Annotated in this window: 9 protein-coding genes; 4 read left to right on the top strand and 5 right to left on the bottom strand. The window is 69.2% G+C overall.

The window, feature by feature from the left end; translation table 11 throughout:
• Nucleotides 1–469: 469 nt before the first annotated feature.
• The gene (gltB, locus tag GDR74_RS03805) at nt 470–5,206 is read left to right on the top strand and encodes a glutamate synthase large subunit (RefSeq protein WP_425486943.1); all 4,737 of its coding nucleotides are present in this window, start codon (nt 470–472) and stop codon (nt 5,204–5,206) included.
• An 18-nt stretch (nt 5,207–5,224) separates the two neighbouring features.
• The gene (locus GDR74_RS03800) at nt 5,225–6,646 is read left to right on the top strand and encodes a glutamate synthase subunit beta (protein WP_152585058.1); all 1,422 of its coding nucleotides are present in this window, start codon (nt 5,225–5,227) and stop codon (nt 6,644–6,646) included.
• 21 nt (nt 6,647–6,667) lie between these two features.
• Here the strand turns inward: GDR74_RS03800 and GDR74_RS03795 are convergent, their stop codons facing one another.
• The gene (locus GDR74_RS03795) at nt 6,668–7,951 is read right to left on the bottom strand and encodes an SGNH/GDSL hydrolase family protein (protein WP_194164617.1); all 1,284 of its coding nucleotides are present in this window, start codon (nt 7,949–7,951) and stop codon (nt 6,668–6,670) included.
• 55 nt (nt 7,952–8,006) lie between these two features.
• Nucleotides 8,007–9,230 carry a lytic murein transglycosylase gene (locus tag GDR74_RS03790; protein ID WP_152585056.1) on the bottom strand — a complete coding sequence of 408 codons (1,224 nt, stop codon included), beginning with the start codon at nt 9,228–9,230 and terminating at the stop codon, nt 8,007–8,009.
• 279 nt (nt 9,231–9,509) lie between these two features.
• Between GDR74_RS03790 and GDR74_RS03785 the strand changes: the two genes are divergently transcribed.
• Together GDR74_RS03785 and GDR74_RS03780 are read left to right on the top strand one after the other, a co-directional pair.
• Entirely contained in the window at nt 9,510–10,376 is an 867-nt protein-coding gene (locus GDR74_RS03785) for a UTP--glucose-1-phosphate uridylyltransferase (protein ID WP_152585055.1), read from the top strand.
• 51 nt (nt 10,377–10,427) lie between these two features.
• Nucleotides 10,428–11,426: a KpsF/GutQ family sugar-phosphate isomerase gene (locus GDR74_RS03780; protein ID WP_152585054.1), complete on the top strand. Its 999-nt coding sequence runs from the start codon at nt 10,428–10,430 to the stop codon at nt 11,424–11,426.
• 178 nt (nt 11,427–11,604) lie between these two features.
• Here GDR74_RS03780 and GDR74_RS03775 read toward each other — a convergent pair whose 3' ends face one another.
• The 3 genes from GDR74_RS03775 to GDR74_RS03765 all read right to left on the bottom strand — a co-directional run bounded on the left by GDR74_RS03775 (nt 11,605) and on the right by GDR74_RS03765 (nt 14,824).
• Nucleotides 11,605–12,054 carry an NfeD family protein gene (locus tag GDR74_RS03775; RefSeq protein WP_152585053.1) on the bottom strand — a complete coding sequence of 150 codons (450 nt, stop codon included), beginning with the start codon at nt 12,052–12,054 and terminating at the stop codon, nt 11,605–11,607.
• Nucleotides 12,051–12,971: an SPFH domain-containing protein gene (locus GDR74_RS03770; RefSeq protein ID WP_425486952.1), complete on the bottom strand. Its 921-nt coding sequence runs from the start codon at nt 12,969–12,971 to the stop codon at nt 12,051–12,053. The genes GDR74_RS03775 and GDR74_RS03770 overlap by 4 nt, the downstream gene beginning before the upstream one ends.
• A gap of 167 nt (nt 12,972–13,138) precedes the next feature.
• Nucleotides 13,139–14,824, bottom strand: coding sequence for a methyl-accepting chemotaxis protein (locus GDR74_RS03765; protein ID WP_194164616.1), 1,686 nt, complete (start codon nt 14,822–14,824; stop codon nt 13,139–13,141).
• Nucleotides 14,825–15,068: the final 244 nt, after the last annotated feature.

The raw sequence follows: 15,068 nt of genomic DNA, 5'->3' as shown, positions 1-15,068 counted from the left end.
GCGCAGCCTCCCCATGAAGCGGATCATGTCAAGGTCGTTGACCCATCGGAGAAGCCTTTCGTCCGCAGGGCCGAAAACATGCCTTTGTTACACACCGGCGGTCCGGCTTGAAACTTTTGTCTAAAACTTTTCCAAACCCTCTTGTGTCGCCGGTTGAGTTCTGGCACCTTGCCCACATTAGGACAGCGATACTGTCCCATCTGGAGCGCCTGCGCTCCTTCGTCCCCTGAGGGTTTCTTGATGCTTCGCGCACCGCGAACGAAACGAGATACCGCCAAAGCCGCCCGCAAAACGTGGGCGGGACGGGCGACTCTGGGCTGAACGCAGGCCCAAGGCAGCCCGCGAGGTGCGGGCTCCCTGCCAGGATCCCCCCTCCAAGAAACGCAAGAAGCGGCGGGCTCCGGATCTTCACCGACATCCGGCGGACCCGAAAGCCGCCCCGAACACCCGACGTGACCCGTTCGCCTGGATGCGAGGACCTGGAATGACCGACGTGCCGATGAAGAGCCTGACGACCGAAGCCTCAAGCCGCGCGGCCGCCAAGACGGATACGACGGCCCGCCCGGCGACGGACCCCGCCCTGCCTGCCCGGCAGGGGCTCTACGACCCCGCGCGCGAGAAGGATTCCTGCGGCGTCGGCTTCATCGCCGACATGAAGAACCGCAAGTCCCACGCCATCGTCGAGCAGGGCCTGCAGATCCTCCTCAACCTCGACCATCGCGGCGCCGTCGGCGCGGATCCCAAGGCCGGCGACGGCTGCGGCATCCTGGTGCAGATCCCGCACCGGTTCTTCGCCGCCGAATGCGCCAAGCTCGGCATCTGGCTGCCGGAAGCGGGCGCGTACGGCGTCGGCCACCTGTTCATGCCGCGCGACCCGGAGGGCTTCAGGCTCGTCGAGGAGATCGTCACGAAGGCGATCGCCGACGAGGGCCTGCAGGTCCTGGGCTGGCGCGACGTGCCGGTGGATTCGAGCGACCTCGGCGAGAGCGTCAAGGCCTCCGAGCCCCTGCACCGGCAGATCTTCATCGGCAAGGGCAAGGGGATGGACGACCAGGAGACCTTCGAGCGGCGCCTGTTCCTCGCCCGCAAGGTGATCTCCAACGCCGTCTACGACATGAAGGACCCGCGCACCGCGGGCTACTACCCGGTTTCCCTGTCCTCCCGCACCATCGTCTACAAGGGCATGGTGCTGGTGACCCAGCTCGGCCGCTACTACCGCGACCTGCAGGACCCGCGCTTCGAGAGCGCCATCGCCCTCGTCCACCAGCGCTTCGCCACCAACACCTTCCCGACCTGGCAGCTCGCCCACCCGTACCGCATGGTCGCCCACAACGGCGAGATCAACACCCTGCGCGGCAACGTGAACTGGATGGCCGCCCGCCAGGCCTCGGTCGATTCCGAGCTCTTCGGCAACGACATCTCCAAGATCTGGCCGATCTCCTACGAGGGCCAGTCCGACACCGCCTGCTTCGACAACGCCCTCGAGTTCCTGGTGCGCGGCGGCTACTCGCTGGCGCACGCGATGATGATGCTGATCCCGGAGGCCTGGGCGGGCAATCCGCTCATGGACGAGAGCCGCCGCGCCTTCTACGAGTACCACGCCGCCCTCATGGAGCCGTGGGACGGCCCCGCAGCCGTGTGCTTCACCGACGGCCGGCAGATCGGCGCGACGCTCGACCGCAACGGCCTGCGGCCCGCCCGCTACCTCGTGACCGACGACGGCCTCGTGGTGCTCGCCTCCGAGATGGGCGTGTTGCCGATCCCGGAGGAGAAGATCGTCGAGAAGTGGCGCCTGCAGCCGGGCAAGATGCTCCTGATCGACCTGGAGGAAGGCCGCATCGTCTCCGACGACGAGATCAAGCGCCAGCTGTCGAACGCGCACCCCTACAAGGAATGGCTGAAGCGCACGCAGATCGTGCTCGAGGACCTGAAGCCCGTGCAGGCGCGCGAGTCCCGCACGGACGTTTCGCTCCTCGACCGGCAGCAGGCCTTCGGCTACACCCAGGAGGACCTCAAGCTCCTCATGCAGCCCATGGCCGTGACCGGCCAGGAGGCGGTGGGCTCGATGGGATCGGACACGCCGATCTCCGCGCTCTCCAGCAAGCCGAAGCTGCTCTACACCTACTTCAAGCAGAACTTCGCGCAGGTGACGAACCCGCCGATCGACCCGATCCGCGAGGAGCTCGTCATGAGCCTCGTGTCGTTCATCGGCCCGCGCCCGAACATCCTGGATCTCGAAGGCACCTCGCGCCGCAAGCGCCTGGAGGTGCGCCAGCCGATCCTCACCAACGAGGACCTGGAGAAGATCCGCTGCATCGGCCACTTCGAGGACCGCTTCGACACCAAGACCCTCGACATCACCTATCCCGCCGAGCTCGGCGCCGCGGCGCTCGACGGGGCCCTCGACCGGCTCTGCGACCGGGCCGAGGCGGCCGTGCACGGCGGCTACAACATCATCATCCTCTCCGACCGCATGGTGGGCCCCGACCGCATCCCGATTCCCGCCCTTCTGGCGACGGCGGCGGTCCACAACTACCTCATCCGCAAGGGCCTGCGCACGTCCGTCGGCCTCGTGGTGGAATCCGGCGAGCCGCGCGAGGTGCACCACTTCGCCTGCCTCGCCGGCTACGGCGCCGAGGCGATCAACCCGTACCTCGCCTTCGAGACCATCGCGGCCATGCACAGGGCGGGCGAACTGCCCGGCGAGGTGGACGAGGAGGAGGCGGTCAAGCGCTACATCAAGTCCATCGGCAAGGGACTGCTGAAGGTCATGTCGAAGATGGGCATCTCGACCTACCAGTCCTATTGCGGCGCGCAGATCTTCGACGCGGTCGGCCTGAAGTCCGATTTCGTGAACCGCGACTTCTTCGGCACCGCGACCACGATCGAGGGCGTCGGCATGGACGAGATCGCCGCGGAGACCGTGCAGCGCCACCGCGACGCGTTCGGCAATGCGCCCGTCTACCGGGACATGCTCGACGTGGGCGGCGAGTACGCCTACCGCATCCGCGGCGAGGAGCACGCCTGGAACCCGGACACGGTGGCGACGCTCCAGCACGCGGTGCGCCTCAACGCGCAGGACCGCTACCGCGAGTTCGCCCGCCTCGTGAACGAGCAGGAGAACCACCTCAAGACGCTGCGCGGCCTCTTCCGCATCAAGCTCGCGGAGGAGACGGGGCGCGCGCCCGTGCCGCTGTCCGAAGTGGAGCCCGCAAGCGAGATCGTGAAGCGGTTCTCCACGGGCGCCATGTCCTTCGGGTCCATCTCGAAGGAGGCGCACGAGACCCTCGCGCTCGCCATGAACGCCATGGGGGCCAAGTCCAACACCGGCGAGGGCGGCGAGGAGCCGGAGCGCTTCAGGCCGCTGCCGGACGGGCGCTCGAAGCGCTCGGCGATCAAGCAGGTCGCCTCCGGCCGCTTCGGCGTGACGACGGAGTATCTCGTCAACGCGGACGTGATGCAGATCAAGGTCGCCCAGGGCGCGAAGCCCGGCGAGGGCGGGCAGCTTCCGGGCCACAAGGTGGACGTGAAGATCGCGCGGGTCCGGCACTCGACGCCGGGCGTCGGCCTCATCTCGCCGCCGCCGCACCACGACATCTACTCCATCGAGGACCTGGCGCAGCTCATCTTCGACCTGAAGAACGTGAACCCGCGGGCCGACGTGTCCGTGAAGCTCGTCTCGGAGGTCGGCGTCGGCACCGTCGCGGCGGGCGTCGCCAAGGCGCGGGCCGACCACATCACCATCTCGGGCTTCGAGGGCGGAACGGGCGCCTCTCCCCTCACCTCCATCAAGCACGCGGGCTCCCCCTGGGAGATCGGGCTCGCCGAGACCCAGCAGACCCTGGTGCTGAACCGCCTGCGCGGCCGCGTGTCGATCCAGGCCGACGGCGGCCTGCGCACCGGGCGCGACGTGGTGATCGCGGCGCTCCTGGGCGCGGACGAGTTCGGCTTCTCCACCGCGCCGCTCATCGCTGCGGGCTGCATCATGATGCGCAAGTGCCACCTCAACACCTGCCCGGTGGGCGTGGCGACGCAGGATCCCGTCCTGCGCAAGCGCTTCAAGGGACTGCCCGAACACGTGATCAACTACTTCTTCTTCGTCGCGGAAGAGGTGCGCGAGCTCATGGCGGAGATGGGCTTCAGGACGTTGGACGAGATGATCGGCCAGTCGGACCTGCTCGACAAGAACGCCGCCATCGACCACTGGAAGGCGAAGGGTCTCGACTTCACCAGGCTCTTCCACAGGCCGGACGTCGGACCGGACGTGGCCATCCGCCACACGGAGCGCCAGGTCCATCCCATCGAGAAGGTCCTCGACCGCGCCTTCATCGCCAAGGCCGCACCGGCCCTGGAGCGGGGCGAGCCCGTCGTCGTCGAGGAGACGGTGCGCAGCGCCGACCGGGCGGTGGGCGCCATGCTCTCCGGCGAGGTCGCCCGGCGCTACGGCCACGAGGGCCTGCCGGACGACACCATCACCGTGAAGCTCAAGGGAACGGCGGGCCAGAGCTTCGGCGCGTGGCTCGCGGCGGGCGTCACCCTCGTCCTCGAAGGGGAGGCGAACGACTACGTGGGCAAGGGCCTGTCCGGCGGCAAGCTCATCATCAAGCCCTCGGCCGCCATGAAGGCGGCGCCGGAGCGCTCGATCATCGTCGGCAACACGGTGATGTACGGCGCCATCGCGGGCGAAGCCTATTTCCGCGGCGTCGCGGGCGAGCGCTTCGCGGTGCGCAATTCCGGCGCCATCGCGGTGGTGGAAGGCACCGGCGACCACGGCTGCGAATACATGACCGGCGGCCTCGTGGTGGTGCTCGGCCAGACCGGCCGCAACTTCGCGGCGGGCATGTCGGGCGGCATCGCCTACGTGCTCGACGAGGACGGCACCTTCGCCCAGCGCTGCAACCTGTCCATGGTCGATCTCGAGCCGGTCGAGGAGGAGGAGGAGCTCATGCGCCGCGTCCTCCATCACGGCGGCGACCTGGAGACCAAGGGGCGCATCGACATCCTCGCCAACATGTCGGGCTCGGACGAGGAGCGGCTGATGCAGCTCATCACCAACCACCACACCTACACGGGATCGGCGCGCGCCAAGGAGATCCTGGACAACTGGGCGACCTTCCGGACGAAGTTCGTGAAGGTGATGCCGGTCGAGTACCGCCGCGCCCTTCAGGAAATGGATCGCCTTCGCAACCTGCAGGCGGCGGAATAAGGATCAAGGGGCAGTTCCATGGGCAAGGTCACAGGCTTTCTCGAATACGACCGGCAGGAGCAGAAGTACCAGCTCGCCGGCGAGCGGATCCGCCACTTCCGCGAGTTCACGCTGCCGCTCGACGACAGCGACCTGAAGAAGCAGGCGGGGCGCTGCATGGATTGCGGAATCCCCTTCTGCCACGGGCCGACGGGCTGCCCGGTGCACAACCAGATCCCCGACTGGAACGATCTCGTCTGGCAGGGCGACTGGGAGGAGGCGGCCCGCAACCTGCACTCCACCAACAACTTTCCGGAGTTCACGGGCCGCATCTGCCCCGCGCCGTGCGAGGAGGCCTGCACCCTCAACCTGGAGAACCAGCCGGTCGCCATCAAGACCATCGAGCAGGCCATCGCCGACAAGGCCTGGGAGATGGGCTGGATCAAGCCGGAGGTCGCCGAGGTCTCCACGGGCAAGCGCGTCGCCGTCATCGGCTCCGGGCCGGCGGGTCTCGCCGCCGCCCAGCAGCTCGCCCGCGCGGGGCACGAGGTCCATGTCTTCGAGCGCGAGGCCAAGCCCGGCGGGCTCCTGCGCTACGGCATTCCCGACTTCAAGATGGAGAAGTACCACATCGACCGGCGCGTGAAGCAGATGGAGGCCGAGGGCGTCGTCTTCCACTGCGGCGTCAACGTGGGCGTGAACAAGAGCTTCGCCTCCCTCCACAACGAATACGACGCCGTGCTCTTCGCCGGCGGCGCGGAGGAGCCGCGCGATCCCGGCCTGCCCGGCCAGGACCTCGCCGGCGTGCACTTCGCCATGCCCTACCTCACCCAGTCCAACAAGCGCGTGGGACAGGAGGAGATCCCGGAGGAGCCGATCCTCGCCGCGGGCAAGCACGTGGTGGTGATCGGCGGCGGCGACACCGCGTCCGACTGCATCGGCACCGCCTTCCGGCAGGGGGCTCTCTCGGTGACGCAGCTCGACATCCGCCCCAGGCCGCCGGAGCGCGAGGACAAGCTGACCGTGTGGCCCTACTGGCCCACGAAGATGCGCACCTCCTCGAGCCAGGCCGAGGGCGCGGAGCGCGAGTTCCAGGCGGCCACCCTGAGCATCGAGGGCAAGAAGGGCCGGGTCGTCGGCGTGCAGTGCGCCCGCGTGGACGAGAAGCGCCAGCCCGTTCCGGGGACCGAGTTCACCCTCAAGGCCGACCTCGTCTTCATCGCCATCGGCTTCGCCGGGTCGGTGAGGAAGGGCCTGCTGGAAGAGGCTGGCGTCGCCCTCGACCGGCGCGGCAACGTGGCCGCCAGCGACCGGGACTACCGGACGTCCAGCGAGAAGGTCTTCGTGGCCGGCGACATGCGCCGGGGCCAGTCCCTCGTGGTCTGGGCGATCCGCGAGGGGCGGCAGGCCGCGCGGGCCATCGACGAATACCTGATGGGATCGTCCATCCTGCCGCGCTGATCGCCCGATATCCGCCGGCGGCTATTGCGGCCAGCGGAAGTCGTCGGCACGGCCCGGGCGCGAACTCGGCGGGATGCCCTCCCGCAGGGTCCGCCGGATCGGATAGGCCTGGTCCCCGGCCAGCCTGGGCCTCGCGGTGACCAGGGTGCCGCCGGGCGCCACCTCCGGGCGGTTCAGGGGCAGGACGGGGCCGACGAGCGGCTTCGACGGCAGCGGCACGGGAGGGGCGGCCTCCGGCGGGGCCGGCAGCGAAGCCTCGATGGAGCCCGGCTGCGCGGGGTCCGCGGGCGTGCCCGTGGGCGGCGGCAGGGCCGCGCTCGCGGTGCCGGCCTGGCTTGCGGCGATGATCCGCTTGATCTCCGCATCGGCGAAATGCGCAAGCTTGCGCGCCCCCGCCTTGGTGAAGGACACGCCGTCGCTCCCGCGCAGCTTGGCGGGCTGGCCGTTCACGTCAGGGCCCGTCGCGGTGTAGCGGTTGTCCTCGTCCACGAAGCCGGGCCAGATGTCCACATAGGCGCCGCCGTTGCGCTGGACGCTCTCGCGGAAGATCTCGTTCATCGCCAGCAGGTCCTCCGACGCGTCCTCGCTCTTCATGGGAGGCAGGCCGACCCACACCACCGGAATCCCGCGCTCCCTGAACACGCGCAGGACCGCGTCGGCCCGCTGGCGGTAGGCCTCGCGCCAGGCGGGCGAGAGCGGCTCGTGGTCGCCGGCCTGATCCTTGACCGAAACGCGGTCCCTGGCGCCGATCATCACCACCGCGAGGCTGGCCTTCTGTCCGCCGTCGAGAACCTCCCGGATGAATTTCGGCCACTCCTCCGGCTCGGAGCGCAGGAGGCCGCCGTCCTCCTTCGTCTTGCGGACGACGGCGACGTCGTCGGAATCCGCATAGAGGTCGGCGATGCCCTGGCCCACCGAGCCGGCGAGCGCGTCGCCGAACACCACCACCTGGGTGGCCGCGTTGGGCTTCGGCTTCTCCTGACGCGTCACGGTGACGGGCGGGGGAGCGGGACGGCGCGGACGCACGGCCGGCTTGTAGGCCTGCGGCGGTTCGTCGGGCACGCCGAACAGCCGCCTCAGGCTGAAGCCCGGCTGCGGCTGCGCCGGCTGGACGAGCTTGCCGGGATAGTATCCGGGCGGGTAGGCGCGCAGGTCCCTCTGGCGCTGCGGCTGCCCATAGCCGGGGGGAGGACCGTAGCCGGGCGGGGGATAGGGGTAGACGGGCTGCGCCCAGGCGGAACCGGCGCCGGCCAGGAGGAGCGGCAGGACCGGAAGCAGCAGGCGAAGCAGGATTCTCGTTCGCATGAGCGGTTCCATCGGCGCGGACCAGCCTTCTTTATAGGGCCGCGCCGACGCTCCGTCAGCGGGCCGCGCGCAATTCGCGCAGGACGGCGAGGTCGGCGTAGCCGTCCGGGACCAAACCCCGCGCGAGCTGGAAGTTCCTGACGGCCTCGCGGGTCTTGGACCCGAGCTTGCCGTCGGCGTCGCCCCGGTAGAGGCCGAGGCCCGCGAGATGCTTCTGGAGCTCCTCGCGCTGGTCCTTGTCGAGGAGGGGCTTGTCCTTGGGCCAGGCGGCGCGGATCGGCCCGGCGCCCATGATCCTGTCCCCCAGATGGACGACGCCCATCGCATAGGCGTCCGACGAATTGTAGGACTTGATCACGTCGTAGTTGTCGGTGACCAGGAAGCTCGGCCCGTCGGCCCCGGCGGGCAGGAAGAGAGCGGCCTCCCCCGAACGAGGGAACGGCTGGCCGTCCATGCGGCGGACGCCCAGGGCCGCCCAGCTCGAAAAGCCCAGCCGCAGGTTGCGGTAATCGAACCCCTTCGGCAGCTTGACCTCGAAACCCCAGGGCAGTCCGGGCTCCCAGCCCTGCTGCCGCAGGTAGTTGGCGGTGGAGGCCAGGGCGTCGGGCACCGATGTCCAGATGTCGCGGACGCCGTCCCGGTTGCCGTCCACGGCGAACTTCATGAAGCTCGAGGGCATGAACTGGGTCTGGCCCATGGCCCCCGCCCAGGAGCCGAGCATCTTGTCCCGGTCGATGTGGTCGTTCTCCAGGATCTGGAGCGCGGTCAGGAGCTCGTCCTTGAAGAAGTCGCCCCGGTAGCGGGTATAGGCCAGGGTCGCGAGGGCGCGAATCACGTAGATGGAGCCGGTGAAGCTGCCGAAATTGGTCTCCATCCCCCAGACGCCGAGGACGACGGAGCGGGGAACGCCGTAGGTCCGCTCCACCATGTCGAGGGTGCGCGACCACTCCGCCGCCATCTGCCGGCCCCGCTCGAGGCGCTGCGCGGACACGGAACCCTCGATGTAGTCCCAGATCGGGCGGACGAACTCGGACTGCTTGCGGGTCAGGGCGACGATCTTGGAATCGGGCTCCACGCCCCGGAAGGCGGCCTCGAAGGTGGCGCGGGACACGCCGCGCGCCCGGGCCTGGGGCCACAGGCTCTGGACGAAGGCCTGGAAGCCGCCCTGGGCCTGGGCCTGCGCCGGGGGGAGAGCCCAGTCCCGGCCGGGGGAAAGGGCGAGGCCCAGGAGGAGAGCAGCGCAGACAAGGCGGCGCGCCGGTCGGGAAGGCTTCTGCATGAGGGTCGCTCACGGTCGGGACGGGTGCAGGATCCTGCCATGCGACCTTAGGAAGGTTAACAGCCGGTTGATAGAGGGTATCGCTGCGGCCTTCGGCCCTCGGGCCCGTGCCGGAGGGACATTAACCGTGACGCTTCAGCCGCAATTCATCTGCGCGCCGCCAAAAGGGGGCGCCCGTCTGCAACAAGACCTTCACACGGGCGTTATAGGATGATCGAACCTTGACAGTTTGCCTCTCCCGTTTCTCCCTAAGGTCTTCTCTTGCCAATGGCTTTCTCCATGAAGCGTATCCGTAAAGCAGTCCTGCCCGTCGCCGGCCTCGGCACCCGTTTCCTGCCGGCCACCAAGGCCGTTCCGAAGGAGATGCTCTGCGTGGTGGACCGCCCCGTCGTGCAGCACGTGGTGGACGACGCCCGCGCCGCCGGCATCGAGCACTTCGTCTTCGTGACCGGCCGGAACAAGGCCGTGATCGAGGATCACTTCGACATCGCCTACGAGCTGAACCAGACCCTGGAGAGCCGGGGCAAGACGAAGGAGCTGGAGGCCCTGGCGAAGGACCAGTTCGCCGCCGGCCGCACGAGCTTCACCCGCCAGCAGGAGCCCCTCGGCCTCGGGCACGCGGTGTGGTGCGCCCGGGAGATCGTCGGGGACGAGCCCTTCGCCGTGATCCTGCCGGACATGCTCAGCCGCGGCTCCATGGCGCAGATGATCGCGGCCTACGAGAAGCATGGCGGCAACATCATCGCCGTCGAGGAGGTGCCTCCGGACCAGACCCACCAGTACGGCATCGTCTCGGTGGGGCAGGAATTCGGCCAGACCTTCGAGATCACCGGCATGGTCGAGAAGCCGCCGAAGGGAACCGCCCCCTCCAACTACATCATCTCCGGCCGCTACATCCTCCAGCCGGAGATCTTCGACCTGCTCTCCACCCAGGAGCGGGGCGCGGGCAACGAGATCCAGCTGACCGACTCGATGATCCGCCTCATGAACGACCAGCCCTTCTTCGGCATGAAGTACCAGGGCAGGACCTACGACACGGGCTCGAAGATCGGCTTCCTCATGGCCAACGTGGCCTATGCCCTCGAAAGGGAGGACCTGGGCCCGGACTTCCGCCGGGAGCTCGAGGCGCTGCTGCGCCAAAAGTGACCCGGCCGCGAGGGTTTTGCCCGGCCGCCGCTCCATGCTAGAGGGGCGGCCATGGCACTCGCGCAACCGACCTCCCCCTCCTCCCCCGACCGGGCCGTCGACTCGGCCCTCCGCACCCTCGTGACCGAGCGGGACGGCCTGACCGCCCTGATCGACGCCATCGGCAACGGCCTCGGCCCCGTCTTCACGGCGGCGGTCGAGCGGATCGCCGCGGCCCGCGGCCGGGTGATCGTGACCGGCATGGGCAAGTCCGGCCATGTGGCCCGCAAGATCGCGGCGACCCTCGCATCGACGGGCACGCCCGCCCACTACGTCCATCCGGCGGAGGCGAGCCACGGCGATCTCGGCATGGTGCAGCCGGAGGACGTCATCGTCGCCCTGTCCTGGTCCGGCGAGGCGACCGAGCTTGCGGACATCATCGCCTACGCGAAGCGTTTCCGGGTGGCGCTGATCGCGCTGACCTCGAGCGAGACCTCGACCCTGGGCCGCGCCGCCGACATCTGCCTCGCCATGCCGAAGGCCGCCGAGGCCTGCCCGAACGGACTCGCGCCGACGACCTCGACCACGATGCAGCTCGCCCTGGGCGACGCGCTCGCCATCGCCCTCCTGGAGAAGCGCGGCTTCACCGCGGAGCACTTCCGGGTCTTCCATCCGGGGGGAAAGCTCGGCGCGCGCCTCAAGCTCGTCCGGGACGTCATGCACAGGAACGAGCGCCTGCCCATCGTCGGCATCGAGGCGCGCATGGACGAGGCCATCGAGGAGATCGGCCGCAAGGGCTTCGGCTCGGTGATCGTGGTCAACCCGGACGGCACCCTCGCCGGCATCGTCACGGACGGCGACCTGCGGCGCAACCTCCGGCCGGACCTGTGGACCCTGCCCGTCACGGCGGTGATGACCAGGACCCCGCGCACCATCGCCCCCGACGACCTGCTCGCCTCGGCCCTGGAGATCCAGGAAAGCTCCAAGATCACCGCCCTGATCGTCGTCGAGAACCGCCGGCCGGTCGGCCTCGTGCATTATCTCGACCTGCTGCGGGCGGGCGCGGCATAGCGGCCGCGCCTTCCGAGCCCCCCGAACGCCTCTTTGAGAGCATTTTCAGGAGAAGTGAGAACCGGTTTTCGCTGGCGCGGCCCTCCGGGTCGCTGGCGCGGCCCTCCGGGTCCGTCCGAAAATGCGGCAAACCAGGAGCTTCTGAGCGGAGCGCGATTCCATCGAAACGCAATCCGCTCTAGGGATCGTCCACCACGAGCGTCGCGCCCTCGACACGCACGACGCGGACCCTGGCGCCGGCGAAACGGTCCGCGCCGGTGACGCGCCAGGAGGTGTCGTCCACCCGGATGCGTCCCTCCCCGTCCTTGATCGGCGTTTCGAGAACGAAGACGCGGCCCACGAGGGCCTGCCCGCGGCGGTTGAGGAAATCAGCGGTCGTGTCCGGCTGCAGGCGCGGGCGGGTGAGAGCCCGGCCGGCCAGCACCGCCACGACGCAGAGCATGGCGAAGAGCAGGGCGGAGGCCTGCCACGACAGGTCGAGCACCGCGTCGAGCAGCCCGGTCGCCAGGGCCGCGAGCCCCAGCCAGATGAAGAAGACGCCGGGGGCGAGGAGTTCCACCCCCACGAGGGCAAGGCCGAGGACGATCCAGGCCCAGGGCCCGAGGCTTCGGATGGCGTCGGCGATCATGGGCGCTCCGCCCCGCCGACGACGGTGGGCACGCTGCGCGCGGGCCGGGCAGCCGCGCCGCCGCCCTCGCCGAACACGGATTTCGTGATCTCGGCAATGCCGCCCAGGGTTCCGGCGAGGCCCGCCGCCTCGATGGGGACGATCACCACCTTCTGGTTGGGAGCGGTGGCGAGCGCCCGCAGGGCCTCCACGTATTTCTCGGCCACCAGGAAGTTGGCCGCGGCGAGGTTGCCGTCCGCGATGGCGCCGCTCACCATGGCGGTCGCCTTGGCCTCGGCCTCGGCCTGCCGCTCGCGGGCCTCCGCGTCGCGGAAGGCGGCCTCCCTGCGCCCCTCCGCCGCCAGGATCTGCGCCTGCTTCTGGCCCTCGGCGCGCAGGATCTCCGCCTGCCGCAGGCCCTCCGCCTCGAGCACGGCGGCCCGCTTCTCCCGCTCCGCCTTCATCTGCCGCGCCATGGCGCCGGCAAGGTCCGCGGGCGGCACGATGTCCTTGATCTCGACGCGGGTGACCTTGGCGCCCCAGGGCGAGGCCGCCGCGTCGACGACGCGCAGGAGCCGTTCGTTGATCTCGTCCCGGTGGGACAGGAGCTCATCGAGGTCCATGGAGCCGACGACCGTGCGGATGTTGGTCATCGTCAGCATGAGCAGCGCCTGGTTGAGGTTCGAGACCTCGTAGGAGGCGCGGGCGGCGTCGAGCACCTGGAAGAAGGCCACCGCGTCGATGGTGACGCCCGCGTTGTCGCGGGTGAACGCCTCCTGGCTCGGAACGTCGAGCACCTGCTCCATGACGTTCACCTTTTTGCCGATCTGCTCGATGTAGGGCACGATCAGGCCGAGGCCGGGGCTCAGGGTCCGCGCATAGCGTCCGAAGCGTTCGACGGTGTAGGCATAGCCCTGCGGAACGGTCCTGATCCCCATGGCGATCGTCACGATCACCACGAGGACGAGCACGATCACGAAAATGTCGAAGCCGCTCAGCACGGACAGACCCTCCGGGCAACGAAGTTGCAGGCGTTCAGCCTATCCCAAACCGCCTTGGGCGCATAGGGCACGGCCCGGGCCGGGCCGCGCTTCCGCAAAGGGCGTCACGCCGCCTTCACGTCCGTGAGGAAGTCGGCCACCTCGCGGCTCAGGTTCTCGGACTGGCGCGCCAGCTCCTGCGCCGCGCCGAGGACCTGGCTCGCCGCGGCCCCCGTTTCGCCCGCGCCCGCCTGCACGCTGCCGATGCTCGCCGTCACCTGCTCGGTGCCGCGGGCGGCCTCCTGCACGTTGCGCGCGATCTCCGCCGTCGCCGCGCCCTGCTCCTCCATGGCGGCGGCGATGCCGGTGGAGATCTGCGACATCTGCGCGATGGTGCGGCCGATCCCGTCGATGGCGCCGACGGCGTCCCGGGTCGCCTGCTGTACGGACCCGATCTGGGCCGAGATCTCCTCCGTCGCCCGGGCGGTCTGGTTGGCGAGCTCCTTGACCTCGCTCGCCACCACGGCGAAGCCCTTGCCCGCCTCGCCGGCGCGGGCCGCCTCGATGGTGGCGTTGAGGGCGAGCAGGTTGGTCTGACCGGCGATGGTGTTGATGAGCGCGACCACGTTGCCGATCCTCTCCGCCGTCTCGGCGAGCGCCTGGACGGTGGCATTGGTGCGCTGCGCGTCCGCCACCGCCTTCTCGGCGATCTGCGAGGACTGGTTCACCTGGGACGCGATCTCGCGCACCGAGATGGAGAGCTCCTCCGTGGCGGCGGCCACCGTCTGCACGTTGGCGGAGGTCTGCCCGGCCGCCGAGGCGACGCTCACCGACTGCCGGTTGGTCTCGTCCGCAATCGCCGACATCCCCTGCGCCGTCGCCTCCATCTGCGTCGCGGCGCCCGCGAGGCCCGCGGTGAGGGAGGACACGTTCGCCTCGAAGCGGCGCATGATCTCGTCGAGCCTCTGGGCGCGGCGCACCTTCGCGTCGGCCTCGAGAGCGGCCGCCTCGTCGGCCTCGCGCTTCGCGATGAGCGCATCCTTGAACACCTGCACGGCGTCCGCGATGGTGCCGAGCTCCGTCCGCTGGCCGCGGAAGGGGATGGCGGCGGAAAGGTCGCCTTCGGCGAGGAGGCCCATCGGCCGCGTGACCGCTGCAATCCCCCGCGAGATCGACCGGATCAGCAGCGCCGCCAGCCCGATGGCGACGAGCGTTCCCGCCACCAGGACCCCGAGGGTCAGCTTTTCCGTTGCGGCATAGACGGCGGCCGCCTCGGCGCGGGCCGCCTCGGCGCCGTCGCGGTTCCATTTGGTCAGCCGGGTCAGGACCGAGCCGATCTGCTCGGCGACGGGAACGGCCTTCTGCGCATTGTGCTCGCGGGCCTTGGCGACCTCGCCGTTGCGGGAGAAGTCGAGGACCGTCCTGGCCTCCTTCTCGTACTGGTTCCAGAGCTTCTTGAACTCGTCGAACTGCTTCCGGTCCTCGGCCCGCGTGATCGTCTTCTCGTAGGAGAAGATCCCGTCGGCGATGTTGTTGATGCGCCAGGCGAGCCCATCCTCGATCTCCTGCGCCTCCTCGCTGTCGGCCAGCATGTGGCGCAGCACCACCGTCTGGAACTCGCGCACGTCGGCGTTGAGGACGCCGATACGCTGCGTGGACACGAGCCAGTCGTCCGCGATCTCGGCGGTCTGCGCGTTGATCCGCTCGAGGCCGCGCAGGCCGAGCAGACCGAGGGCAACGAGGAGCAGGACGAGGAAGGAGAAGGCGCCGATCAGCCTGGCGCGAATGGAAAGCGATCGAAGGACGTGCATCTCGGACCGGTGCGCCTGCCACATCGCCGTGGAGGCTCGCGCCGCTCTGACGCGAAGGAATCAGGCCCCTTTCTCATCGCCGAAAGGGATGAATTATTTCTTGAGGGCGCCGGAAATTCTGTCCGCAACTTGAGAACGACTGCCCGATGGCCTTTCCTGCCGCAAAGGAATGCCCCTTCATGCACTTGCACTTGCGCCGCGCGCGGGTGCGGCACGGCCTCAGACCCAGCCCTCGAATCCAGTC

Source organism: Microvirga thermotolerans, assembly GCF_009363855.1.
In the GTDB taxonomy this organism is placed as follows: domain Bacteria; phylum Pseudomonadota; class Alphaproteobacteria; order Rhizobiales; family Beijerinckiaceae; genus Microvirga; species Microvirga thermotolerans.
This window is presented reverse-complemented; position numbering and strand designations above follow the sequence as displayed.